Origin of the sequence: Streptomyces sp. CG 926, assembly GCF_003148825.1 — a bacterium.
Taxonomy (GTDB): domain Bacteria; phylum Actinomycetota; class Actinomycetes; order Streptomycetales; family Streptomycetaceae; genus Streptomyces.
In genome coordinates this window covers 75902-99291 of sequence record NZ_QGGZ01000009.1, presented here as the reverse complement: position 1 = coordinate 99291, position 23390 = coordinate 75902, and the positions used below count along the sequence as shown (strand labels likewise).

22 protein-coding genes are annotated in these 23390 nt (G+C 70.8%); 9 read left to right on the top strand and 13 right to left on the bottom strand.

The features are described from left to right. Positions 1 to 82: 82 nt before the first annotated feature. The 6 genes from frr to BCL76_RS23770 all read left to right on the top strand — a co-directional run bounded on the left by frr (position 83) and on the right by BCL76_RS23770 (position 7025). The gene (gene frr, locus BCL76_RS23795; RefSeq protein WP_030016386.1) at positions 83 to 640 is read left to right on the top strand and encodes a ribosome recycling factor; all 558 of its coding nucleotides are present in this window, start codon (positions 83 to 85) and stop codon (positions 638 to 640) included. Further along, entirely contained in the window at positions 640 to 1716 is a 1077-nt protein-coding gene (locus tag BCL76_RS23790; RefSeq protein WP_109781464.1) for a phosphatidate cytidylyltransferase, read from the top strand. The genes frr and BCL76_RS23790 overlap by 1 nt, the downstream gene beginning before the upstream one ends. Before the next feature lie 93 nt (positions 1717 to 1809). Then, on the top strand, positions 1810 to 2922 hold the full coding sequence (rlmN, locus tag BCL76_RS23785; protein WP_109781463.1) for a 23S rRNA (adenine(2503)-C(2))-methyltransferase RlmN: 1113 nt from the start codon (positions 1810 to 1812) through the stop codon (positions 2920 to 2922). Between the two features lie 253 nt (positions 2923 to 3175). Beyond that, the gene (locus BCL76_RS23780; RefSeq protein ID WP_109781462.1) at positions 3176 to 4276 is read left to right on the top strand and encodes a thiamine ABC transporter substrate-binding protein; all 1101 of its coding nucleotides are present in this window, start codon (positions 3176 to 3178) and stop codon (positions 4274 to 4276) included. 95 nt (positions 4277 to 4371) lie between these two features. Next, the gene (locus BCL76_RS23775) at positions 4372 to 5988 is read left to right on the top strand and encodes an ABC transporter permease (RefSeq protein WP_109781653.1); all 1617 of its coding nucleotides are present in this window, start codon (positions 4372 to 4374) and stop codon (positions 5986 to 5988) included. Then, the gene (locus BCL76_RS23770) at positions 5988 to 7025 is read left to right on the top strand and encodes an ABC transporter ATP-binding protein (protein WP_181382690.1); all 1038 of its coding nucleotides are present in this window, start codon (positions 5988 to 5990) and stop codon (positions 7023 to 7025) included. Before BCL76_RS23775 ends, BCL76_RS23770 begins: the two co-directional genes overlap by 1 nt. Here BCL76_RS23770 and BCL76_RS23765 read toward each other — a convergent pair. From BCL76_RS23765 to BCL76_RS23720, 10 genes are all read right to left on the bottom strand, one after another. After that, positions 7022 to 8269 carry a cytochrome P450 gene (locus BCL76_RS23765; RefSeq protein ID WP_109781461.1) on the bottom strand — a complete coding sequence of 416 codons (1248 nt, stop codon included), beginning with the start codon at positions 8267 to 8269 and terminating at the stop codon, positions 7022 to 7024. The two genes, BCL76_RS23770 and BCL76_RS23765, sit on opposite strands and share 4 nt — an antisense overlap. Before the next feature lie 66 nt (positions 8270 to 8335). After that, positions 8336 to 9709 carry an NAD(P)/FAD-dependent oxidoreductase gene (locus BCL76_RS23760; protein ID WP_181382689.1) on the bottom strand — a complete coding sequence of 458 codons (1374 nt, stop codon included), beginning with the start codon at positions 9707 to 9709 and terminating at the stop codon, positions 8336 to 8338. A gap of 26 nt (positions 9710 to 9735) precedes the next feature. After that, positions 9736 to 9999: a ferredoxin gene (locus BCL76_RS23755; protein ID WP_109781459.1), complete on the bottom strand. Its 264-nt coding sequence runs from the start codon at positions 9997 to 9999 to the stop codon at positions 9736 to 9738. A gap of 123 nt (positions 10000 to 10122) precedes the next feature. Beyond that, the gene (locus BCL76_RS23750; RefSeq protein ID WP_109781458.1) at positions 10123 to 10764 is read right to left on the bottom strand and encodes a hypothetical protein; all 642 of its coding nucleotides are present in this window, start codon (positions 10762 to 10764) and stop codon (positions 10123 to 10125) included. A 99-nt stretch (positions 10765 to 10863) separates the two neighbouring features. Next, entirely contained in the window at positions 10864 to 11769 is a 906-nt protein-coding gene (locus BCL76_RS23745) for a hypothetical protein (protein WP_109781457.1), read from the bottom strand. A gap of 79 nt (positions 11770 to 11848) precedes the next feature. Next, positions 11849 to 12940 (bottom strand): LOG family protein, encoded by a 1092-nt coding sequence (locus BCL76_RS23740; protein WP_109781456.1) that lies wholly within the window; start codon positions 12938 to 12940, stop codon positions 11849 to 11851. A gap of 26 nt (positions 12941 to 12966) precedes the next feature. Further along, a complete protein-coding gene (locus tag BCL76_RS23735; RefSeq protein ID WP_109781455.1) occupies positions 12967 to 14040 on the bottom strand; it encodes a hypothetical protein in 1074 nt (357 codons plus the stop codon). After that, complete coding sequence (locus BCL76_RS23730; protein ID WP_109781454.1) at positions 14022 to 14789, bottom strand: ABC transporter ATP-binding protein; 768 nt, start codon at positions 14787 to 14789, stop codon at positions 14022 to 14024. The genes BCL76_RS23735 and BCL76_RS23730 overlap by 19 nt, the downstream gene beginning before the upstream one ends. A 176-nt stretch (positions 14790 to 14965) precedes the next feature. Beyond that, a complete protein-coding gene (locus BCL76_RS23725) occupies positions 14966 to 16327 on the bottom strand; it encodes an aspartate aminotransferase family protein (RefSeq protein ID WP_109781453.1) in 1362 nt (453 codons plus the stop codon). Between the two features lie 3 nt (positions 16328 to 16330). Continuing rightward, entirely contained in the window at positions 16331 to 16834 is a 504-nt protein-coding gene (locus BCL76_RS23720) for an Lrp/AsnC family transcriptional regulator (protein ID WP_007266859.1), read from the bottom strand. 169 nt (positions 16835 to 17003) lie between these two features. Here BCL76_RS23720 and BCL76_RS23715 point away from each other — a divergent pair, with 169 nt between their 5' ends. The 3 genes from BCL76_RS23715 (at position 17004) to BCL76_RS23705 (ending at position 20257) form a co-directional block, all read left to right on the top strand. Continuing rightward, the gene (locus BCL76_RS23715) at positions 17004 to 18443 is read left to right on the top strand and encodes a gamma-aminobutyraldehyde dehydrogenase (protein ID WP_030767086.1); all 1440 of its coding nucleotides are present in this window, start codon (positions 17004 to 17006) and stop codon (positions 18441 to 18443) included. Between the two features lie 92 nt (positions 18444 to 18535). Then, complete coding sequence (locus BCL76_RS23710; protein ID WP_109781452.1) at positions 18536 to 19714, top strand: polyamine ABC transporter substrate-binding protein; 1179 nt, start codon at positions 18536 to 18538, stop codon at positions 19712 to 19714. 78 nt (positions 19715 to 19792) lie between these two features. After that, entirely contained in the window at positions 19793 to 20257 is a 465-nt protein-coding gene (locus BCL76_RS23705) for a hypothetical protein (RefSeq protein ID WP_109781451.1), read from the top strand. Between the two features lie 3 nt (positions 20258 to 20260). Here BCL76_RS23705 and BCL76_RS23700 read toward each other — a convergent pair whose 3' ends face one another. The 3 genes from BCL76_RS23700 to BCL76_RS23690 all read right to left on the bottom strand — a co-directional run bounded on the left by BCL76_RS23700 (position 20261) and on the right by BCL76_RS23690 (position 23352). Further along, positions 20261 to 21454, bottom strand: coding sequence for a serine hydrolase domain-containing protein (locus tag BCL76_RS23700; RefSeq protein ID WP_109781450.1), 1194 nt, complete (start codon positions 21452 to 21454; stop codon positions 20261 to 20263). Positions 21455 to 21601: 147 nt separating this feature from the next. After that, a complete protein-coding gene (locus tag BCL76_RS23695) occupies positions 21602 to 22279 on the bottom strand; it encodes a response regulator transcription factor (protein ID WP_109781449.1) in 678 nt (225 codons plus the stop codon). After that, positions 22276 to 23352 (bottom strand): sensor histidine kinase, encoded by a 1077-nt coding sequence (locus tag BCL76_RS23690; protein WP_109781651.1) that lies wholly within the window; start codon positions 23350 to 23352, stop codon positions 22276 to 22278. The genes BCL76_RS23695 and BCL76_RS23690 overlap by 4 nt, the downstream gene beginning before the upstream one ends. Positions 23353 to 23390: the final 38 nt, after the last annotated feature.

Below are 23390 nucleotides of genomic sequence, written 5' to 3'. Positions count from 1 at the left end.
CCGAGCGAGCCGCAGGCCGGCTCGCTCGGTCCGGCCCGCCCGCCCGCCTGAACCATCCATATCTGACATGCAGGAGCACGTGGTGACCGAAGAGATCCTCCTCGAGGCCGAGGAGAAGATGGAAAAGGCCGTCGTCGTCGCCAAGGAAGACTTCGCCGCGATTCGCACCGGCCGTGCGCACCCGGCGATGTTCAACAAGATCGTGGCGGAGTACTACGGCGCCATCACGCCCATCAACCAGCTCGCCTCCTTCTCGGTGCCCGAGCCGCGCATGGCGATCGTGACCCCGTTCGACAAGAGCGCCCTGCGCAACATCGAGCAGGCCATCCGCGACTCGGACCTCGGTGTCAACCCGAGCAACGACGGCAGCATCATCCGGGTGACCTTCCCCGAGCTGACGCAGGACCGCCGCAAGGAGTACATCAAGGTCGCGCGCACCAAGGCCGAGGACTCGAAGATCTCGCTCCGCGCCGTCCGTCGTAAGGCCAAGGACGCCCTTGACAAGCTGGTCAAGGACAAGGAGGCCGGCGAGGACGAGGTGCGCCGCGCGGAGAAGGAGCTCGACGACACCACCGCGAAGTACGTCGCGCAGGTGGACGAGCTCCTGAAGCACAAGGAAGCCGAGCTCCTCGAAGTCTGATGAACGACACTTCCTGGCAGCCGGAGCCGGTTCCGGCGGGTCCCGCATACGATGCGCAGGTGGGCCCGCACACTCGGCCCATGCCCATCGTGCCCGATGCCGCCGGCCGTGACTTCGACGACCGGGAAGCACGCGATCGGGGGGTCGCCGCCGACAGCGGCCCCCTCTTCCGCGCCGATACGCCGCCGCAGGAGCCCATGCCCAGCCCCCCGCCTCCGCATGCCCCGCAGCCGCAGGACGCCTCGCCCCCGCCGCCGAAGAAGCGCGCGGGCCGGGATCTGCGTGCCGCCATAGGCGTGGGCGTGGGTCTCGGCGCGGTGATCTTCGCTTCGCTGCTGATCGTCAAGGCCGTCTTCGTCGGCGTCATCGTCGTCGCGGTCGTCGTCGGCCTGTGGGAGCTCACCTCCCGACTGCAGGAACAGAAGGGCATCAGGGCCCCGCTGGTCCCGCTCGCGGTCGGTGGCGCCGCCATGGTCATCGCCGGATACGTCCGGGGGGCCGAGGGCGCCTGGGTCGCCATGGCCCTGACCGTGCTGGCGGTCCTGGTGTGGCGGATGACCGAACCGCCCGAGGACTACCTCAAGGACGTCACGGCGGGTGCCTTCGCGGCGTTCTACGTGCCCTTCCTTGCCACGTTCGTCGCGATGCTGCTCACCGCCGACGACGGTCCCCAGCGCGTGATCACCTTCCTGCTCCTGACCGTGGTCAGCGACACCGGGGCCTACGCGGTGGGCTGGCGCTTCGGCAAGACCAAGCTCGCGCCGCGCATCAGCCCCGGCAAGACCCGCGAGGGACTCTTCGGCGCGGTGGCCTTCGCGATGGTGGCCGGCGCGCTCTGCATGGAGTTCCTGATCGACGGCGGCGCCTGGTGGCAGGGCCTGCTGCTGGGCCTCGCGGTCGCGGTCAGCGCCACCCTGGGCGACCTGGGTGAGTCGATGATCAAGCGGGACCTGGGCATCAAGGACATGGGCACCCTGCTGCCGGGACACGGCGGCATCATGGACCGCCTGGACTCCCTGCTGCCGACGGCCCCCGTGGTGTGGCTGTTGCTGGCGGCCTTCGTCGGCACCGGCTGACCTGCGAAAAGGCGTCGCCGGCCGCCGGGCGGTTACTCTTGGAAGGCGCGCTGCTTCTGCGGCGCGCCTTTCGTCTTACAAGGAGTACCTGCCATGGCCCGCCCCGTTCCGGGAGAGCTCACCTTCGTCGCCCCTCGCGGGGCCAAGAAGCCGCCCCGGCACCTCGCCGACATGACCCCGGCCGAGCGCCGTGAGGCGGTCGCCGCGATCGGCGAGAAGCCGTTCCGGGCCAAGCAGCTCTCCCAGCACTACTTCGCCCGGTACGCGCACGACCCGGCCGAGTGGACCGACATCCCGGCGGCCTCGCGGGAGAAGCTCCAGCAGGAGCTGCTGCCGGACCTGATGAACGTCATCCGGCACATCTCCTGCGATGACGACACCACCCGCAAGACCCTGTGGAAGCTGCACGACGGCACGCTCGTCGAGTCCGTGCTCATGCGCTACCCCGACCGGGTCACCATGTGCATCTCCTCGCAGGCCGGCTGCGGCATGAACTGCCCGTTCTGCGCCACCGGCCAGGCGGGCCTGGACCGCAACCTGTCCACCGCCGAGATCGTGCACCAGATCGTCGACGGCATGCGCGCGCTGCGCGACGGCGAGGTCCCCGGTGGCCCGGCCCGGCTGTCGAACATCGTCTTCATGGGCATGGGTGAGCCGCTCGCCAACTACAACCGCGTGGTCGGCGCCATCCGCCGGCTCACCGACCCGGAGCCCGACGGCCTCGGTCTCTCGCAGCGCGGTATCACCGTCTCCACCGTCGGCCTGGTCCCGGCCATGCTGCGCTTCGCCGACGAGGGCTTCAAGTGCCGCCTCGCCGTCTCGCTGCACGCGCCCGACGACGAGCTGCGCGACACCCTGGTCCCCGTGAACACCCGCTGGAACGTCCGCGAGGTGCTCGGCGCCGCCTGGGAGTACGCCGAGAAGTCCGGCCGCCGGATCTCCATCGAGTACGCCCTGATCCGCGACATCAACGACCAGGCCTGGCGCGGTGACCTCCTGGGCAAGCTGCTCAAGGGCAAGCGCGTACACGTCAACCTGATCCCGCTGAACCCGACGCCGGGCTCCAAGTGGACCGCCTCGCGCCCCGAGGACGAGAAGGCCTTCGTGGAGGCCATCGCCCGCCACGGTGTGCCGGTGACCGTACGGGACACCCGGGGCCAGGAGATCGACGGCGCGTGCGGCCAGCTCGCCGCCTCGGAGCGCTAGATTCCGCCTCCGTTCGACGCTATTCGGCCACGGGGTACCCTGTGGCCGAACCAATTTCATATTCCGACAGGGGAGCGCCACAGCGCTGAGAGTGCGGTATCCGTCATCCGCAGACCCTCTGAACCTCGCCCCGGTCATTCGGGGTAGGAAGTTCGGTCACCACTCTTGCTGTTGCGCCCTGCCCGGCGTCCGCTCTCGCAGAGCGCCGGGCAGGGCCGCGTCTTCTCCTGGACATCCCAGGAGGAATTCACCGATGAGCACCACCAAGAAGATCGCGGGCGTCGCGCTCGCGGCCGCGCTGGGCGTCACCACGCTCAGCGCCTGCGGCGGCGGCGACACCAAGGACAAGCCCGCCGGCGCGAGCGACGCCCCGAAGTCCAAGACCGTCACGCTCGTCTCCCACGACTCCTTCAACGTGACCGACACGGTCCTCAAGGAGTTCGAACAGCAGAGCGGCTACACGGTCAAGGTACTGAAGTCCGGGGACGCGGGCGCGGCCCTGAACCAGGAGATCCTCACCAAGGGCTCGCCGCGCGGCGACGTCTTCTTCGGCGTGGACAACACCCTCCTCTCGCGCGCCCTCGACAACGGCATCTTCGCCCCGTACGAGGCCAAGGGCCTCGCCGACGTGAAGCCCGAGTACGTGCTCGACAAGGAGCACCGGGTCACCCCGATCGACTCCGGCGACATCTGCGTCAACTACGACAAGGCGTACTTCGCCGACAAGAAGATCGCCCCGCCGCAGACGCTGGACGACCTGACCAAGCCGGAGTACAAGAACCTGCTGGTGGTCGAGAACGCCGCGACCTCCTCGCCCGGCCTCGGCTTCCTGCTCGCCTCCGTCGGCAAGTACGGCGAGGACGGCTGGAAGGACTACTGGAGCAAGCTCAAGGCCAACGGCGTCGAGGTCGTCGACGGCTGGGAGCAGGCCTACAACGAGCGCTTCTCCGGCTCCGCGGGCGGCAAGAAGGCCAAGGGCGACCGCCCGCTGGTCGTCTCGTACGCCTCCAGCCCGCCGGTCGAGGTCCTGTACGGCGAGCCCCAGCCGGCCGAGGCCCCCACGGGCGTCTCCACCGGCACCTGCTTCCGTCAGATCGAGTTCGCGGGCCTGCTCAAGGGTGCCAAGAACGAGGAGGGCGGCAAGGCCCTCGTGGACTTCCTGGTCAGCAAGAAGTTCCAGGAGGACATGCCGCTCCAGATGTTCGTGAACCCGGTGACGAAGGACGCCGCCCTGCCGGAGCTGTTCACCAAGCACGGTGTGGTGATCGAGAAGCCCGAGAACGTGGCTCCCGAGACCATCGCCAAGAACCGTGAGCAGTGGGTCAAGGCATGGACCGCGCTCGTCGTGAAGTAAGCGGTACCAAGGAGCCGGGCGTGGCGTCGGGGGGCGCCGCGCCGGGCTCCGGCCCCCGCGAGGGGGCGCGGGCGACCGCCGTGCGGCTCGCCCTGATGGTCCTCCCCCTCGCCTTCTTCGGGCTGTTCTTCGCCTACCCCGTCGCCGCGATCGTCGGGCGCGGCCTGAAGACCGACGAGGGGTGGCAGTTCGGCCGGTTCGCGGAGGTGCTGGGCCGCCCCGACATCGCCGACGTGCTGTGGTTCACCACCTGGCAGGCATGCGCCTCCACCCTGCTCACCCTGGTGATCGCACTCCCCGCCGCCTACGTCTTCGCGCGCTTCGAGTTCCCGGGCAAGCAGCTGCTGCGCGCCGTGGTGACGGTGCCCTTCGTCCTGCCCACCGTGGTGGTCGGCACCGCCTTCCTCGCGCTGCTGGGGCGGGGCGGACTGCTGGACGAGCTGGTGGGCGTCCGGCTCGACACCACCGTCTGGGCGATCCTGCTCGCCCACGTCTTCTTCAACTACGCCGTCGTCGTCCGCACGGTCGGCGGGCTGTGGGCGCAGCTGGACCCGCGCCAGGAGGAGGCCGCCCGCGTGCTGGGCGCCGGCCGGTTCACCGCCTGGCGACGGGTGACGCTGCCCGCGCTGGCCCCGGCGGTGGCCGCCGCCTCGCTGATGGTGTTCCTGTTCACCTTCAGCTCCTTCGGCGTCGTCCTGATCCTTGGCGGACCCGCGTACTCCACCTTGGAGGTGGAGGTCTACCGGCAGACCGCGCAGCTCCTGGACCTGCCGACGGCGGCCGTCCTGACGATGGTGCAGTTCGCCGCGATCGGCGCGATCCTCGCCGTGCACGCCTGGACCGTGCGCAAGCGCGAGCGGGCGCTGCGGCTGGTGGACCCGGGCCGCACCACCCACCGCCCGCGCGGCTGGGCGCAGCGCACCCTGCTGGGCGGGGTGCTGCTGACCGTCGCGGTGCTGATCGTGCTGCCGCTGGGCGTGCTGGTCGAGCGGTCCTTCGACACCCCCGGCGGCTACGGCCTCGGCTACTACCGGGCGCTCCAGGACGCGGGCGCCGGTGGCGGGACCTTCCTGGTGGCGCCGCTGGAGGCGATCTGGAACTCCCTGCAGTACGCGCTCGCCGCCACCGCGATCGCCCTGCTCGTCGGCGGACTCGCGGCCGCGGCGCTCACCCGGCGCGGGGGTCGCTTCGTACGCGGCTTCGACGCGCTGTTGATGCTGCCGCTCGGGGTGTCCGCCGTGACCGTGGGCTTCGGCTTCCTGATCACCCTGGACGAGCCGCCGCTGGACCTGCGGACCTCGTGGATCCTGGTGCCGCTGGCGCAGGCCCTGGTGGGCGTGCCCTTCGTCGTACGGACCATGCTGCCGGTGCTGCGCGCGGTGGACGGGCGGCTGCGCGAGGCCGCCGCGGTGCTCGGCGCGTCGCCGCTGCGGGCCTGGCGGGAGGTGGACCTTCCGCTGGTGCGACGGGCGCTGCTGATCGCGGCCGGGTTCGCCTTCGCGGTATCGCTGGGGGAGTTCGGCGCGACCGTGTTCATCGCGCGGGCGGACCGGCCGACCCTGCCGGTGGCCGTGGCGCGGCTGCTGGGGCGGGCCGGAGAGCTGAACTACGGGCAGGCGATGGCCCTGAGCACGATCCTGATGCTGGTGTGCGCGGTGTCCCTGCTGCTGCTGGAGCGCCTGCGACCCGACAAGACCTCCGGAGAATTCTGATGACACTGCTTCAGCTGGAGGGGGTGTCGGTCCGCTTCGGTGAGCGCGCGGCCCAGTACGCCCTGGACGGCGTGGACCTCCAGGTCGCCGAGCACGAGGTCGTGTGCGTGCTGGGGCCGAGCGGCAGCGGCAAGTCCACGCTGCTGCGGGTCGTCGCCGGCCTCCAGCAGATGTCCGCCGGGCGGGTGCTGCTGGGCGGGGCCGACCAGTCCGGCGTCCCCGTGCACCGGCGGGGCGTGGGCCTGATGTTCCAGGACCACCAGCTCTTCCCGCACCGCGACGTCGGCGCGAACGTCTCCTTCGGGCTGAAGATGCGCGGAGCCGGAAAGGCGTCGTCCGCGGACCGGGTCGCGCAGCTGCTGGAACTGGTGGGGCTTCCCGGGGCCCAGGCCCGGGCGGTGGCCTCCCTGTCCGGTGGCGAGCAGCAGCGCGTCGCGCTGGCCCGTGCGCTGGCCCCTTCACCGAGGCTGCTGATGCTCGACGAACCGCTGGGGCAGCTGGACCGGGGGTTGCGCGAGCGGCTGGTGGTGGAGCTGCGGGGGCTGTTCTCCCGGCTGGGCACGACCGTACTGGCCGTCACGCACGACCAGGGCGAGGCCTTCGCCCTGGCCGACCGGGTGGTGGTCATGCGGGACGGCCGGATCGCGCAGATCGGGACCCCGTTGGAGGTGTGGCAGCGGCCCGCGTCGGAGTTCGTGGCGCGCTTCCTCGGCTTCGAGAACGTGGTCCCGGCCGTGGTCTCGGGGGACGCGGCCGCCACCGCGTGGGGCAAGGTTCCGGTACCGGCCGACACCCCGCAGGGGGAGCAGCGACTGCTGATCCGCCCGGCCGGGGTCGTGCTCCGCGCGGCGGGCCTGCGGTGCGAGGTGGTGTCCCGCACCTTCCGCGGCACACACGTCGCCCTGCAGCTGCGGCCGGAGGCGGGGCCGGTGCTGGAGGCCGAGTGCGATCTGGCGGGGGCACCGGCCGTGGGCGACCGGGTCGCGGTGACCTTCACCCCCGCCGAGGTGGTCGTCCTTCCGCCGGAGCCGTCCTAGGCGCGGATGCCGTCGCAGGCGATCTGCAGGTGGCGCGGGCCGCGCAGGACCGAGTTCTGGCGGTACTGCGGCGGGTCCTCCAGCAGCCGAGGGTTCTCCAGCCGGCGGGCCAGCTCGCTCAGCGCCAGCTGCGCCTCCTGCCGAGCCAGCGGCGCCCCGAAGCAGCTGTGGATGCCACTGCCCAGGCCGAGGTGCTGGATGTCCTTGCGGTCGGGGTCGAAGCGGTTGGGGTCCTCGAACCGCCTCGGGTCGCGGTTCCCGGAGGCGAGCATCAGCCACACGGACGCGCCCTTGGGGATCGTGACCCCGGCGACCTCGACGTCGGAGAGGGTGGTCCGCTGGGGCAGCAGCTGCACGGGCGGTTCGTAGCGCAGCAGTTCCTCGACGATCGGGACCGCCAGATCGGGGTCGTTGCGCAGCCGCTCCAGGACCTCCGGGAAGCGCAGCAGCGTCAGCATCCCGTTGGTGATCAGGTTGACCGTGGTCTCGTGGCCCGCGATCAGCAGCAGGGCGGAGGTGCTGAGCGCCTCCATGGTGGTCATCGCGCCGTCCGGGCCGTCGGCCGTCGCCAGCTGGGACAGCATGTCGTCGCCGGGGTTCTTGCGGCGCTCCTCGATCAGCCCGGCCAGGTACATGCCCAGCTCCATACGGGCGTCCATCGAGCCCTGGCCGCGCTGCGTGGGGTCCGCGTCCGGGTCCGGGTCCAGACTGGCGGCCAGGGTCTCGGCCCACACATGGAAGCGCGGCTCGTCCTCACGGGGGATGCCGAGCAGCCGGCAGATGACCGTGACCGGGAAGGGGTACGCGAACTGGTCGACCAGGTCGATCCGGTCCAGCTGCCCGGTCTCCCGGATGCCGTCGATCAGCCCGGTGACGAGGCCGCCGAGTTCGTCGCGCATGTCGTGCACCCGGTGGGGGGCGTGCGGCGGGCCGAACGGCCGGTTCGTCATCCGCCGCAGCCGGTCGTGGTCGGGCGGGTCGAGCTTGAGGAACGAGGGGGGCAGGGTCGCGCCCTCCTCGTCGGACTGCTCACCCAGCAGATCGTCCCCGGTCGCCTTCAGGTTCTTGGCGTCGGAGCTGATCCGCGGGTCGTGCAACAGGCTGTGGATCTCGTAGTACGTGCTGACGACGTACGGGCCGTCCCCGTCGTGGGACACCGGGGTCTTGCGGAGCTCCTCGTACAGCGGGTACGGATTCGCGCGGTTCGCGTAGTCGATGATCTCCCGCAGCAGGGCTTGTGACATGACAGGTCCTCGTGATCCTCGGGGAGGGCGCGGTACGGCGTGGCCGGTGGTGCGCGGGGGCGAAGGTCATCTTCCGGGGGTGAAGGTCATCTTCCGGTCGGCCGGCGAGTAACCGCTCAGCGTGATGGTCGGCCCGTGGGTGGGGACCGACGGGTCCGGGAAGTCGGCCGGCAGCGGCTTGGCCCCGTCGGTCCTGCGGTCCACCGTGGAGAACGGCGGCGGGAACGGGGCGGTGGCCTCGATCTGCTGCTCGTAGAACGGCAGCCACCGACAGTTGTCGAAGGTGACGGCGGCGATCAGACGCCCCTGGTACCCGTAGGCGGCCGCGAAGCGGCGCTCGGCGAGCGAGCCCTGCGTGATGAGGATCTCGGTGCCCATCGGCGGTACCCCGACCGACTTGATGTTCACGCCGAACTGCGAGGACCAGAACGCCGGAACCCACAGGTGGGGGCGGCGGTCGGCGCTCTCGCTGAGCATGTTGTGCGCGGCGGTGTCGGCCTGGGCGACGGCGTTGCCCCAGTGCTCCAGCGACAGGAACTGGTAGCCGAACAGCGCGTGCGGGGAACGTGCCACGTCACCCGCCACGTAGATGTCGTCGGTGACGATGCCTCGGACGTCGAAGGCCCGGCAGCCCGCGTCGCAGGCGATGCCCCGTGGACCCGCGCCCAGCCCGGAGCCGGCCAACCACTCGGTGTTGCGCTGCGCGCCCAGCGAGACGACCACCACCTCCGCCTCGATGGTCGACCCGTCGGAGAGGTGCGCGGCGCGGACCCGCCCGGAGGGGTCGCCCTCCAGCGAGGTCACCATGACTCCGGTCCGCAGGTCGACGCCGTTCTCGCGATGCATCTCGGCCGCCACCGCGCCGATCACCCCGCCCAGCGCACCGACCAGCGGAGCGTCGCCCCGTTCGGCGACGGTGACGTCCAAGCCGCGCTCGCGGCACGCGGAGGCGATCTCGGACCCGGTGAACCCGGCCCCGATCACCAGCACCCGGCGGGGACCGGCGGCCAAGGCCCGTTGCAGCCCTTCGCCGTCGTCGCGGGTGCGCAGGACGAAGACACCCTTGAGGGCGCCTTCCTCCGGGTTGGGCCACGGCCGGGCGCGGACTCCGGTGGCGATCAGCAACCGGTCGTACTCGACCTCGTCGCCGTTGCCGAGCTTGACCCGGCGGGCGGCCATGTCCAGGCCGGTGGCCGGGACCCCGAGGCGCCAGTCGGCATCGATCGCCCGGCGGCGGGGGAGTGCCGTGTGGTCGGCGACCGCGTTGCCCAACAGGACCTGCTTGGACAGCGGGGGACGGTCGTACGGCTCGTACGGTTCGTCGCCGATCAGCGTGAGCGAACCGGCGAAGCCCTTCTCGCGCATCGTCTCGGCGGCCCGCAGACCGGCCAGGGAGGCGCCGACGACGACGATGCGGCCGTCGCGCTTGAGGCGTTCCAACGCCCCGTCGTGTGTTCCTGCACCGGTCACTGGGCGCCTCCGGAACGAGATCCGGTGCCGGCCACGGCATCCGGGGTCACCATGTTCGCCATGTCCTCGTCCGTGATCTCCAGGAGGATGGCTTGCACCGGACAGGCGGCCACGGCGCGCAGGACGTCCTCGCGATGCGCCGGATCCGCCTCCGGGTTGTAGAGCAGCGACTCGTCGCCGTGCATGGCGAAGACATCGGGAGCGAGGAATGCGCACTGGGCGTATCCCTGGCAGCGGTTGAGGTCGACGACAAGCCTCATGACGGTTCTGCCTTTCCCTCGGGCGTTCCTCCCCGTCACCCCCCGGAGCCCCCCGGGTCCTCCCCGTCCCACCAGCATGCACGCGGCGCACACAGGCCGCCTGCCGGAGTGAGGATCCCCAGGTCAGGGGGGTTCGGTGGCGGTCGGAGGGTGGTGGGCGGTACCGCGCCGGACGCGCAGGACGTACAGGCTGAGGATCAGGGCCCAGACCGGGAACAGCATCTCGGACCAGGGCACTCCGGAACCGATCACGAGCAGGAGGAGGCCGACGACCGTGCCCAGCACGGCCAGTGGCTTCGGGAAGACGCCGAGCATCCGCCCGATGGTCGAGGTCGCGAGGACGAAGACGGCCGCCATCCGCATGGCGTAGGTCGCGAGGAGGGTGTAGGCGTAGTGGCGGCCGAAATCGGAGGGCGTTCCCTCGTTCAGCACGGTGCCCGCAGCCGCGGCGGAGGCGAACAGGGTGGCCACGAAGACGAATCCGCTGCCGAGGAACACGGTGGCCACGAACCGGTCCTCGGCCGCGCCCGTGTGCGCGCGCAGGGCGCCCATGAACCAGAGGAAGAAGATGCCCGCGAAGGGCACGATCTCCAGTGCCACTTGGACCGCCCAGCGCTTGTCCTGGTCCACGGGCAGGTCGGCGGTGTTGCCCGACGGGACGGCGATCCGCATCAGGACGATCGCCGCCCCGAGCAGTACGGCGAAGGCGATTCCGGCCATCCCGGCCGCGCGTGGCGTATCGAGCCGATCGGTCGTGGGACTCACGAACCCCTCACTCTCTCCCCCGGTCCAGCAAGCGGCAGACACCGCCGCGCCACCACCGGGGGCGGCCGACCGGGTGAGGGAACCCGGCCGGCCGGTGGGTCAGCCGACCGGCTCCGGCACCGGGGCGTCGGCTCCCTCGTCGGCCCCCTCGTGCTTGCCGTACCAGGCCACCGCCACCGCTCCGGCGACGGCCATCACGAAGCCGAGGACCGCGAGCCAGGCGAGTCCCGGGCGGGAGGCGTCGCCGAGCCACAGGACGCCGATCGCGCCCGGCAGGACCGTCTCGCCGACGACCAGGGCCGCCGTGGCGCCGTTCACCGAGCCGATCTGGAGGGCGACGGTGTGCAGGTACATGCCGCCGATGCCCGCCACCAGGATGGCGTAGAGCGCGGGGTCGGTCAGGAGGGCGGTGAGGTCGAACGGGTCCACGCCGTTCAGGATCCGGACGCCGACGCCGAGCGCGCCGAAGCCGAGACCCGACAGCAGGCCCGCCAGGATCGCGGCGCCGCCGCCGAGGAGGCGTACGGCCACGGTGCCGCCCACCATCAGCAGCACGGTGATGCCCAGCAGCCACCAGTGGGTGGACATCGGGGCGTGGTGGCCGCCCTCGTGGCCCGCGGCCGTGGCCAGCAGCACCAGGGCGGTGCAGACGACCCCGATCGAGGTCCACTCCTTACGGCTCAGCCGGATCCCGAGCATCTTCACGCTCAGCACGGCCGTGATCACCAGGTTGGCGCTGATGACCGTCTGCGACAGGAAGAGCGGCAGCAGGCGCGCGGCCAGCGCCCCGAGTCCGAAGCCCACGAAGTCCAGGATGGTGCCGACGATGAATTCCCAGGTCATCGCCGCTTTCGCGGTGGACGACAGGTTGGGTCCGCCGTGGGCGGTCACCCCCGCGGCGGTCGGGGACATGCGCGCGGCGCGGCGCGAGCCGACGGCTTGCAGCACGGATCCCGTGCCGTAGCAGATGGACGCCGCGACAGCGGTCAGCAGGCCTATGAGCACCAAGGGCTCCGTTCACGTCTGGCAGGTTTTGCGTACCTCTGCCAGACGTGAGAACGGGCCGGAAAGTTGCCTCCCGGGCTCAGCTCATCGACGCGAGGACGTCCGGGACCTCGTCCACCGAGTCGACGAGCGCGATCCGGGACTCCATCGCACGGCCGCGCGCCAGTGCCTGGAGCAGGGGCCAGGCCGGGAGGTGCTCGGTCCAGTGGGTCCGGCCGACCAGCACCATCGGGGCCGGCTCGCCCCGCGACTCGTAATAGTTCGGCGTGGCGTTGTCGAATATCTCCTGGACCGTGCCCGCCGCGCCGGGCAGGAAGACCACTCCCGCGTTCGAGCGGGCCAGCAGACCGTCCTCGCGGGTGGCGTTCGCGAAGTACTTCGCGATGTGTCCGGCGAAGGCGTTCGGCGGCTCGTGCCCGTAGAACCAGGTCGGGATGCCCACCGAGTCCCCGCCCGAGGGGAAGCGCTCGCGGACGGCGAAGGCCGCGCCCGCCCACTCCGACACCGACGGTGCGAAGGAGGGGGCCTTGGCCAGCACCTCCAGGGCCTCCGCGAGCGCCTCGTCCGGCGCGGGTGCCAGGTAGGCGCCGAGGTTGGCGGCCTCCATCGCGCCGGGGCCGCCGCCGGTGGCCACCGTCAGCCCGGACCGGGTCAGCGCCCGGCCCAGCTCGGCCGCACCGCGGTACCGCGTACCGCCGCGGGCCATCGCGTGGCCGCCCATCACGCCCACGACCCGGCGGCCCGCGAGGTGCTCGTCGAGGGCATCGGAGATGGCGTCGTCATGGACCGAGCGGAGCATCGAGGAGAAGACGTCGCCGTCGGACTTGGTCTCCTGGAACCAGGCGTACGCCTCGGCGTCCGGGGTGGCCTCGTACCCGTCGGGCAGCCCGGTGAAGAGCTCCTCCGGCGTGTAGAGCAGGCCCCGGTAGGGGTCGAACGGCAGGTCGGGTACGGGCGGGAAGACCAGCGCGCCGTCGGCGCGGACCTTCGCCGCCGCGTCGGGCTCCATCGCGCAGCCCAGGAACACGGCCGTCGAGGTGTCCGCGGAGAGCAGCGCGAAGGTCCGCTCCAGCAGGTTGACCGACTGGATCCGGTAGCCGCTGAGCGAGCCGCGCGCCACGACCTGATCGAATTCGGCGAGCGTCTCGATCTCGATGTCTGGGGTGACCATTCGGCCCACCCTAAGGGCTGCTCGGGTCAGCGGGTCAAGGCCAGCGACGTCAGCTGCGCCACACCCCAGCTGAGCGGTACGCAGACGGCCAGCAGCGCGGTGGCCCGCAGACTCGCGGCGCTGCGCAGGACGTTGGAGGGGGCGCCCAGGTCGAGCAGGGCCCTGCGTCCGGGCTCCCGGCTCCGTCGGGCCTCCACCACGGATGTGAGCAGGGTCGCCGCGGCGCACAGGGTCACCAGGGCGACGGCCGGCCAGGTCAGCGGGCCCAGCGGGACGGGCAGCCCGCCCCGGTCGCGCAGGGCGAACGCGGTCAGGGTGCCCGCGGCCACCGAGCAGAGCACGCCCAGCGGAGCACCGATCCGAGGGGCCTCCTCCTGGAGGGTCCGCCCGGCCAGCAGCCGCAGCGCTCCCGGCCGCACGGCCTGGACGAGGCTTCCACAGGCGTAGGCGAGCCCCGGTCCGGCGAGGGCGAGCCCGATCGCGGTCAGCGACCAGCCGATGAGCGTCCCGGCGTCGCCCCGGCCCGCGTACGCCGAGGCCGCGAGCCCGCAGGCGGTCAGCGCGATGCCCCAGGGCAGCCCGGTCCGGGGGGCCAGCGGCGGGTGCGGGCGCAGCGTGAGGGCGGTGGCGGCCGAGGCGATCACCGGGATCAGGGCCAGCAGGGTGAGGGCGGCGGCCACCGGCAGCGGCTGGTCCGCGTGGAGCAGCGTGGCCCCGGCCCCGTCGAAGGGCAGCCCCGCCAGTTCCCCGCGCAGGTGGAGGAAGACGGCCAGGGCCAAGGCGCTGCCCAGGGCGCAGGCGACGGCGGTGGAGATCGCGGCGGCCAGCATGAGCCGGACGGGCCCCAGCCCGGCGGCGTCGAGCCCCTCGCGGGGCCGGGTCGCGGGGTCGGCCCGGGCCACGACGACGGCGAAGTGGACGGTGACGGCCAGCGGGATCATGGCCCACAGCAGGCGAGGGAACGATCCGGCGGGCTGGGCCACGGCCCCGGCGAGTACATAGAGGAGCAGGAAGCCGGTTCCGGCCGAGGCCGCGGCGACGAGGAGCCGCCGCAGCTGGACGAGCGGACGGGAACCGCGGGCTAGGCGGAGAGCGAGCACGCGGCCTGGTCCTCCGTGGTGTCGGCGACGGGGGAGTCGGCGGCCGCGGCCCCCGCGAGGCGGCCGTCGAGCAGGGCGATCCGGCGGTCCGCGACGGCCGCGGTGGCCTCGTCGTGGGTGGCCAGCAGCACGGTGATGTCGTGGGAGCGGGCCGCGGTGGTCAACGTACGGAGCAGCAGGGCGCGCTCGGTGCGGTGCAACGGTGCCGTCGGCTCGTCGGCGAAGATCACCGCTGGCTCGTTGACCAGGGCCCGGGCGAGTGCGACCCGTTGGGATTCGGCGCGGGTCAGGGCGCCGGGGCGCTTGCGGGTGAGGCCGGCGATGTCGAGTCGGTCCAGCCACTCGCAGGCGGCCTTGCGGGCGCTGCGGTGGGATGCCCCGGCGAGCAGCAGGGGCAGGGCCGCGTTCTCCCAGACCTTCAGCTCGGGCAGCAGCTGGGGCTCGTGGCCGATCCAGCCGAACCGGTCGCGGCGCAGCCGTTCGCGAAGGACGGCGCCCATCGTGTGCACGGGGAGGCTGTTGAACCAGACCTCGCCCTGCTGGGGCCGTAGCTGCCCGGACAGGCAGCGGAGCAGGGTGGTCTTGCCGGAGCCGCGGGGGCCGGTCAGGGCGAGGATCTCACCCTGGCGGACACCGACGGAGACGTCGACGAGGGCGGGGGAGCCGTCGTGGGAGTAGTGAAGGGACCGAGCCCACAGGACGTCATTGTCAGGCGGGGCAATGTCCGGTGGAGCCACCATGGCGTACACCTCCGTCCGAGGGAACGAAGCGGAACCGGTCGAAGTCACTGGCGCCGCACTGAGATGTAAAGAGATGAACGTCTTGGATGGTGACAGCACACGGCCCGGACCCCCACGTTCTCACTCGAACGGGGGATCCGGGCCGTGTGGTCGGACCAGTGGAGCCGGAACTGTCTACGGCTCGGTTACAGCTTGGTCCATGCCTCGGTGAGCACCGAGCGCAGGATGCCTTCGATCTCGTCGAAGGTGCCCTGGTCGGCGATCAGCGGAGGCGCGAGCTGGATGACCGGGTCACCGCGGTCGTCGGCCCGGCAGTAGAGGCCGTTCTCGAAGAGCGCCTTGGAGAGGAAGCCGTAGAGCACGCGCTCCGTCTCCTCGTCGGTGAAGGACTCCTTGGTGTTCTTGTCCTTGACGAGCTCGATGCCGTAGAAGTAGCCGTTGCCGCGGACGTCGCCGACGATCGGCAGGTCGTGCAGCTTCTTCAGCGTCGAGAAGAAGGCACCCTCGTTGTCCAGCACGTGCTGGTTGAGGCCTTCCTTGTCGAAGATGTCGAGGTTGGCCAGCGCCACCGCCGACGAGACCGGGTGGCCGCCGAAGGTGTAGCCGTGCAGGAAGGTGTTGTCGCCCTTGTAGAAGGGCTCCGCGAGGCGGTCCGAGATGATGCAGGCGCCGATCGGGGAGTAGCCCGAGGTCATGCCCTTGGCGCAGGTGATCATGTCCGGCACGTAGTCGAACTTGTCGCAGGCGAACATCGTGCCCAGGCGGCCGAACGCGCAGATCGTCTCGTCGGAGACGAGCAGGACGTCGTACTCGTCGCAGATCTCGCGGACCCGCTGGAAGTACCCGGGCGGCGGCGGAAAGCAGCCGCCGGCGTTCTGGACCGGCTCGAGGAAGACGGCCGCGACGGTGTCGGCGCCCTCGAAGAGGATCTCCTGCTCGATCTGGTCGGCGCACCAGCGGCCGTAGGCCTCGGGGTCGTCGCCGTAGATCGGGGCGCGGTAGATGTTGGTGTTCGGCACCTTGTGCGCGCCGGGGACCAGCGGCTCGAAGGGGGCCTTCAGGGCCGGCAGGCCGGTGATCGACAGGGCGCCCTGCGGGGTGCCGTGGTAGGCGACCGCACGCGAGATGACCTTGTACTTGGTGTGCTTGCCCTGCAGCTTGAAGTACTGCTTGGCGAGCTTCCACGCGGTCTCGACGGCCTCGCCGCCACCGGTGGTGAAGAAGACCTTGTTCAGGTCGCCCGGGGCGTAGTGGGCGAGGCGCTCGGCGAGCTCGACGGCCTTGGGGTGCGCGTACGACCAGATCGGGAAGAACGCGAGTTCCTGGGCCTGCTTGTAGGCGACCTCGGCCAGTTCCTTGCGGCCGTGACCGGCGTTGACCACGAAGAGGCCGGCGAGCCCGTCGAGGTAGCGCTTGCCCTTGTCGTCCCAGATGTAGGTGCCCTCACCACGCACGATGGTGGGGACGGGGGAGTTCTCGTACGACGACATGCGGGTGAAGTGCATCCACAGGTGGTCGTACGCGGTCTTGGAGAGGTCCTGGCTCACGGGCTATCGAGTTCCCCACATGTAGGTCTGCTTCTTCAGCTTCAGATAAACGAAGCTTTCGGTTGATCGCACGCCGGGGAGCGTGCGGATCTTCTTGTTGATCGTTTCGAGCAGGTGGTCGTCGTCCTCGCAGACGATCTCCACCATCAGGTCGAACGACCCTGCGGTCATGACCACGTATTCGCACTCGGCCATGGCGGTCAGTGCGTCGGCCACCGGGTCGAGGTCGCCCTCGACGTTGATGCCGACCATGGCCTGGCGTCGCAGGCCCACGGTGAGCGGGTCGGTGACGGCGACGATCTGCATGACGCCCTGGTCGAGCAGTTTCTGCACCCGCTGGCGCACGGCCGCCTCGGAGAGGCCTACGGCCTTGCCGATCGACGCGTAGGGACGGCGACCGTCCTCCTGCAGTTGCTCGATGATCGCCAGGGACACAGCATCGACCGAAGGGGACGGTTGTCTGTTCCTGGAATCTGCGCTTCGACTGACCACGACCTCACTGTGCACGAGGGTCGTCTGTTCCGCAAGACGGAATCGATGAAATCCGTTGTTTGGCCACTCGGATCTCACTGATTTCGTAGGTGGTGGCCGCCGGGTCTGTCGAAAGCCTCCGCCGAGGGGCTAGGCTTTGGTAAACGTCTCAATCGTTGGACATGTGATCAGGAGTGTGGCTGTAGTGACCACCGAACTGCGTCGTCTGCGCAACTACATCGGCGGGGAGTTCAAGGACGCCGCCGACGGGCGGACCACCGAGGTGGTCAACCCGGCCACCGGCGAGGTGTACGCCACCGCCCCGCTCTCGGGCCAGGCCGATGTGGATGCCGCCATGGCCGCTGCCGCGGCCGCCTTCCCGGGCTGGCGCGACACCACCCCCGCGGAGCGCCAGAAGGCCCTGCTGAAGATCGCGGACGCCTTCGAGGCGCGCGCGGACGAGCTCGTCGCCGCCGAGTCGGAGAACACCGGCAAGCCGCTGGCCCTCACGGCCAGTGAGGAGCTGCCCCCGATGGTGGACCAGATCCGCTTCTTCGCGGGTGCCGCACGGCTCCTGGAGGGCCGCTCGGCCGGCGAGTACATGGAGGGGATGACCTCGATCATCCGCCGTGAGCCGGTCGGCGTCTGCGCGCAGGTCGCGCCGTGGAACTACCCGATGATGATGGCGGTGTGGAAGTTCGCCCCGGCCATCGCGGCGGGCAACACCGTCGTGCTCAAGCCGTCGGACACCACCCCGGCCTCCACCGTGCTGATGGCGGAGATCATCGACTCGGTGCTGCCCAAGGGTGTCTTCAACGTCATCTGCGGTGACCGCGAGACCGGCAAGGCCATGGTCGAGCACTCCACCCCGGCGATGGCCTCCATCACCGGCTCGGTGCGGGCCGGCATGCAGGTCGCCGAGAGCGCCTCCAAGGACGTCAAGCGCGTCCACCTGGAGCTCGGTGGCAAGGCCCCGGTCGTGGTCTTCGAGGACGCCGACATCGCCAAGGCCGTTGAGGACATCGCGGTCGCCGGCTACTTCAACGCCGGTCAGGACTGCACCGCCGCCACCCGCGTGCTCGTGCACGAGTCGATCCACGACGAGTTCGTGGCCGCGCTCGCCAAGGCCGCCACGGACACGAAGACCGGTCAGCCGGACGACGAGGACGTGCTGTACGGCCCGCTGAACAACCCGAACCAGCTCAAGCAGGTCGCGGGCTTCATCGAGCGCCTCCCCGCCCACGCCAAGGTCGAGGCGGGTGGCCACCAGGTCGGCGAGAAGGGCTACTTCTACGCCCCGACCGTGGTCTCCGGCCTCAAGCAGGACGACGAGATCATCCAGAACGAGGTCTTCGGCCCCGTCATCACCGTCCAGTCCTTCGCGAGCGAGGGTCAGGCCCTGGAGTACGCGAACGGCGTCGAGTTCGCCCTCGCCTCCTCCGTGTGGACCAAGGACCACGGCCGCGCGATGCGGATGTCCAAGAACCTCGACTTCGGCTGCGTGTGGATCAACACCCACATCCCGCTCGTCGCCGAGATGCCGCACGGTGGCTTCAAGAAGTCCGGCTACGGCAAGGACCTCTCCGCCTACGGCTTCGAGGACTACACGCGCATCAAGCACGTGATGACCTCGCTCGACGGCTGATCGGCCGCATCGATCACAGCACAGCGTTGACGGGGCGGGCAGTAGACAACATGTCTATTGCCCGCCCCCTCGCGTTCGCCGAGGCTGTGCCCATGCCTGAACTCGCCTTCTCCCGCCGTTCTGCGCTGTACGGCCTCGGTGCCGCAGGTCTGTCGGCCGCCCTCGCCGGCTGCGGTGTGCCCGCCGCCTACGTTCCCGAGGAGGGGCGCGAAGGTCCGGACCGTTCCGAACGCGACCGTAGCGTCGCCTTCTCCAACTGGCCGCTCTACATCGACACCGACGAGGAGGACGAGGAGCGCCGTCCGACGCTGGAGGCCTTCTCGGAGCGGACCGGTATCGAGGTCCGGTACACCGAGGAGATCAACGACAACGACGAGTTCTTCGGCAAGGTCAGTCCGGCCCTGATGAACCGGCAGGAGACCGGCCACGACCTGATCGTGGTCAGCGACTGGATGGCCGCCCGCTTCGTCCACCTGGGCTGGGCCCAGAAGCTGGACCGGTCGGCCCAGCCCAACGTGACCCGCCACCTCGACCCGCAACTGCGTTCCCCCGCCTTCGACGAGGGCCGGCTGCACACCGTCCCGTGGCAGTCGGGGATCACCGGGATCGCCTACAACCGCAAGGCCCTGGGGCAGGAGATCAAGTCGGTCAAGGACCTGTGGCAGCCGGACCTGGCGGGCAAGGTCACCCTCTTCTCCGGCCTCGACGAGTCCTTCGCCCTGCTGATGCAGGGCGACGGCGTGGACGTCACCCGTTGGACCGAGTCCGACTTCCACCGGATGTGCGACCAGGTCGAGAGCATGGTGAAGAAGAAGCACATCCGCCGCTTCACCGGCAACGACTACACCTCCGATCTGAGCAAGGGCGATGTCCTCGCCTGTCAGGCCTACTCCGGCGACGCCATCCAACTCCAGGCCGACAACCCGGACATCGAGTTCGTCGTCCCCGAGGAGGGGGCCGAACTCTGGGCGGAGAGCCTGCTCGTCCCCAACCTGGCCCGGCACAAGGCCAATGCCGAGGCCCTCATCGACCACTACTACGCCCCCGAGGTGGCCGCCGCCCTCGCCGCCTCCGTCAACTACGTCTGCCCCGTCCCCGCTGCCCGGGACGTCCTGGCCGCCTCCGACGACCCGGAGACCGCCGAACTCGCCGAGAACCCGCTGATCTTCCCGGACGACGACATGCGCAAGCGGCTGGTCGTGGCCAGGGACATCTCCTCGGCCGAGCGCCGGTCCCTCGCCAAGCGCTGGAACGCGATCGTCGGCCTCTGACCGAGCGTCGGACGGTGGCGTTGAACACGTTCAGTATTTTGGCTGAACGTGTTCAGAAATGGGCGTAGGCTTCCTTCCATGAGCGAGAGAAGCGCCCTTCAGCGGCGGATCCGTGCCTGGTTGACCCTGTTCCTGATCTGCCTGGTGCTCAGTGGCCTCACGGCCTTCCCCCTGGTCAGCGAGCTCCACTGGGCCAATGCCCTGATCGACCACGAATGGCTGCGCCGGGTGGGCGACGGACTGGAGCGGGCCGACGCCGACTACCCCTTCCTCCTCTACGGAACCGACTGGCTCGCCTTCGCCCACCTCGTCATCGCCGTCTTCTTCTACGGGGTCCACCGCGACCCGGTACGCAACATCTGGATCGTCGAGGCCGGCATGATCGCCTGCGCCGGAGTGATACCACTGGCCCTGATATGCGGCCCGATCCGGGGCATCCCCTTCTGGTGGAGCGTCATCGACATGTCGTTCGGCGTCTTCGGGGTGATCCCCCTGCTGGTGCTGCGCCGCATGATCAAGCGCCTTGAGGCCATGCCGGCCTGAGGGCTACCGGGCGAAGGCCGCCATCGCGATCCCCAGGGCCACCGGGTTCGTGTCCTGGCTCTTGGCGTCCGTGGAGTTGACCGAGTAGACCAAGGTGCGGGCCAGGTCCCGGGTCGCGCCCATACCGGTGGTGTACCCGTACCGGCTACCGGACTTGCCCCACACCACCGTGCCGTCCGGCAGAGCGAGCCTGGACAGGCCCGCGGTCATCGTGGCGTCCTTCCCGTCGACGAAGCTCTTCACCCGGGGCACCGTGAACATCTCTTCCAACTGCTCCGCCGGCACGACCCGCCCGCTGAACAGGGCCCCGGTGAACCGTTCCAGATCGGCCGTGGTCGAGATGATGTCCCCCGCCGCCCAGCGGTCCGAGGAGTTCCACTCGGTCACGTCCCGCAACTCCCGGGAGCCGTCCGTCCCGACCACCGCCTGGTACCCGCGGTTGTGCGGACCGGGGATCCCCGTCTGCGTCCGGGAGGGGAAGGAGGTCTGCCCCAGACCGAGCGGCCGCAGGATCCGCCGGCCGACCGCCTCCTCGTACGAGGTGCCCGTCACCTTCTCCACGAGCACGCCCAGCAGGGTGTAGTTGATGTTCAGATAGTGCTGGGCCGTGCCCGGGGTGAACTCCGCCTTCTTCGCCAGGGCGTCGGCCAGCTGGTCGTGCGGATCGGTCACGTCGAAGCGGTGCTCCCACTGCGCCTCGAACGAGTCGCCCGGGCCGTCCGCCGCCGGTATCCCGCTCGTGTGGTCGAGCAACTGCCGCACGGTGACCGCGCCGTAGGAATCGGGGACGGTCCCGGGCAGGTACCGCCGGACCGGCCCGTCCAGGTCCACCCGGCCCTCGGCCGCCAGCTGGAGCACCACCGCCGCGGTGAAGACCTTGGTCACCGACCCCGCCCGGAACCGCCCCTGCTCGACCGCCGCCCGCCCCGTGACGATGTCCGCGACGCCGGAACCGCCCCGCCAGCCACCACTCGTCCCGCCGACCCGGACCACCGCGGCGGTCGCGTTCTCGTCCGTCGGCCCGAGACCGGCGATCGCCCGTTCCAGCGCCGCGGCATTCGGCGGGGCGCAGAAGCGGGACGTGGGAGCCGCGGCCCCCGCCGGGACGGGAACCGCCGCCGCGTGTGCGACGACGGGCCCGGACGCGATGCCCAGAACCAGAGCGGCGGCGATCAGTGTGCGCGTGCGTGCCTTCATGTCGGAATCCCCCTGTGAGTTCACCGGGCCACCACGGCCTCGATGACTCAATGCTCCTGCTCACAGGGGTCGTTGCGGATCCCCGACAAGAGGGATCTTCACCGGTACGACAACTCACCGGCGAGAGGGATACGACACGCCGCCCCCTCACTCCCCCGAGGGAGCACCCGCCGCGATCAGGCCCGTCTCGTACGCGCAGATCACCGCCTGGATCCGGTCCCGCAGCCCAAGCTTCGCCAGCACGTTCCCCACATGCGACTTCACCGTGTGCTCGCTCACCACCAGCGCCGCCGCGATCTCCGCGTTCGAGCGCCCCCGACCCAGATGCAGCAAGGTCTCCCGCTCCCGCGCCGTCAGCACCCCCAGCCGCTCCGCCGACAGCTCGGGCCGTGCCGCCGCCCCCGTCACCGCCGTGTACTCCTCGATCAGCCGACGCGCCACCGAGGGCGCCAGCAGCGACTCGCCCGCCGCCACCACCCGTACCGCGTGCACCAGGTCGTCCCGCCGCACGTCCTTCAGCAGGAACCCGCTCGCCCCCGCGTGCAGCGCCTCGTACACGTACTCGTCCGAGTCGAAGGTCGTCAGCATCACCGTGCGGCACGCGCTCCCGGCGGAGATCTTCCGGCACGCCTCGATCCCGTCCAGCACCGGCATCCGGATGTCCAGCAGGGCCACGTCCGGCGCGAGCCGGGCCACCGCCTCCACCGCCGCCGCACCGTCCCCGACCTCCGCCACGACCTCGATGTCCTCCTGGGCGTCCAGGATCATCGCGAACCCGCTGCGCACCAGCTCCTGGTCATCGGCCACCACCACGCGGATCGTCAATTCCCCACCCCCAGCGGCGAGGTTACAAGCTCGACCCGCACCGAAAATCCCCGCCCGCCCGGTCCCGGACCGGTCCACGCCGTGCCACCGTGCGCCGCCGCCCGCTCGCGGATGCCGATCAGCCCGTGCCCGCCAGGGGCGCCACCGGGCCCCCGGCCGTCGTCCGTGACCGTCACCGTGAGCGTGCCCGGTCCGTGCACGAGCGTCACGTCCGCCGCCGCGGCCCCGGCGTGCTTGACCACGTTGGTCAGGGCTTCCTGCACCACCCGGTGCACGGTCGCCTCCAGCGCGGCCGGCAGTTCGCGCACCGCGCCGGTCCGTTCGTACGACACCCGCAGCCCGCCGGCCCGTACCCGGTCCACCAGCTCCGCCAGCCCGGCGATCCCCGGCTGCGGGCTCCGGGGGGCCGCTTCGTCGCTGCGCAGCACGCCCAGCATCGCGCGCAGCTGCGCCATCGCGTCCCGCCCCGTCTCCGCGATCGCCTCGAAGGCCGCCTCGGCCCGCTCCGGGGCCCTGCGCACGGCCACCGGTCCGGCCTCCGCCTGCACGATCATGATGCTGACCGCGTGCGAGAGGATGTCGTGCATCTCCCGCGCGATCCTGGCCCGTTCGCGTGCGGCAGCCTGCTCCGCCTCGATCCGGTTGACCCGCTCCAGCTCGACGGCGCGTGCCTCCACGGCCGCCGTGTACGCCTGCCGCGTGTGCTGGAGCCGTCCCAGGGCGTAGGCCGCCGCCGACACGAAGAGCGTGAACAGCAGCTCCCGCGCCGTCCCCGTCTCCCAGCGCATCGACAGCGCGACCACCGCCAGGGAGGCCAGCACCACCGCCGCCCGGACCCGCGAGGTGCACTGCACAGCGACCGTGTAGAAGGCGATGAGGCCCGCGTACGGCAGCGGCTGGCCCGGCCCGTCGACGGCGACCTGGTAGATCCCCCCGATGACCAGGATCGCCGCCAGTACACCCACGGGTGCCCGGCGACGCCAGGCCAGGGGCAGTACGGCAGCCGTGGTCATCGCGTACGAGGCCCAGGTCGCGGGAGGCAGATCGGGCGACCGCGGTACGACGAACGGCATCGTGACGGCCAACTGCACCAGCAGGGTCAGGCCCAGGT

What these genes read in the sequence shown, in the direction of transcription:
- BCL76_RS23790 (WP_109781464.1), top strand. Translation starts at nt 640, where the DNA reads ATGAACGACACTTCCTGGCAGCCGGAGCCGGTTCCGGCGGGTCCCGCA.
- rlmN (WP_109781463.1), top strand. Translation starts at nt 1,810, where the DNA reads ATGGCCCGCCCCGTTCCGGGAGAGCTCACCTTCGTCGCCCCTCGCGGG.
- BCL76_RS23780 (WP_109781462.1), top strand. Translation starts at nt 3,176, where the DNA reads ATGAGCACCACCAAGAAGATCGCGGGCGTCGCGCTCGCGGCCGCGCTG.
- BCL76_RS23775 (WP_109781653.1), top strand. Translation starts at nt 4,372, where the DNA reads ATGGTCCTCCCCCTCGCCTTCTTCGGGCTGTTCTTCGCCTACCCCGTC.
- BCL76_RS23770 (WP_181382690.1), top strand. Translation starts at nt 5,988, where the DNA reads ATGACACTGCTTCAGCTGGAGGGGGTGTCGGTCCGCTTCGGTGAGCGC.
- BCL76_RS23765 (WP_109781461.1), bottom strand. Translation starts at nt 8,269, where the DNA reads ATGTCACAAGCCCTGCTGCGGGAGATCATCGACTACGCGAACCGCGCG.
- BCL76_RS23755 (WP_109781459.1), bottom strand. Translation starts at nt 9,999, where the DNA reads ATGAGGCTTGTCGTCGACCTCAACCGCTGCCAGGGATACGCCCAGTGC.
- BCL76_RS23740 (WP_109781456.1), bottom strand. Translation starts at nt 12,940, where the DNA reads ATGGTCACCCCAGACATCGAGATCGAGACGCTCGCCGAATTCGATCAG.
- BCL76_RS23710 (WP_109781452.1), top strand. Translation starts at nt 18,536, where the DNA reads ATGCCTGAACTCGCCTTCTCCCGCCGTTCTGCGCTGTACGGCCTCGGT.
- BCL76_RS23705 (WP_109781451.1), top strand. Translation starts at nt 19,793, where the DNA reads ATGAGCGAGAGAAGCGCCCTTCAGCGGCGGATCCGTGCCTGGTTGACC.
- BCL76_RS23700 (WP_109781450.1), bottom strand. Translation starts at nt 21,454, where the DNA reads ATGAAGGCACGCACGCGCACACTGATCGCCGCCGCTCTGGTTCTGGGC.
- BCL76_RS23690 (WP_109781651.1), bottom strand. Translation starts at nt 23,352, where the DNA reads ATGCCGTTCGTCGTACCGCGGTCGCCCGATCTGCCTCCCGCGACCTGG.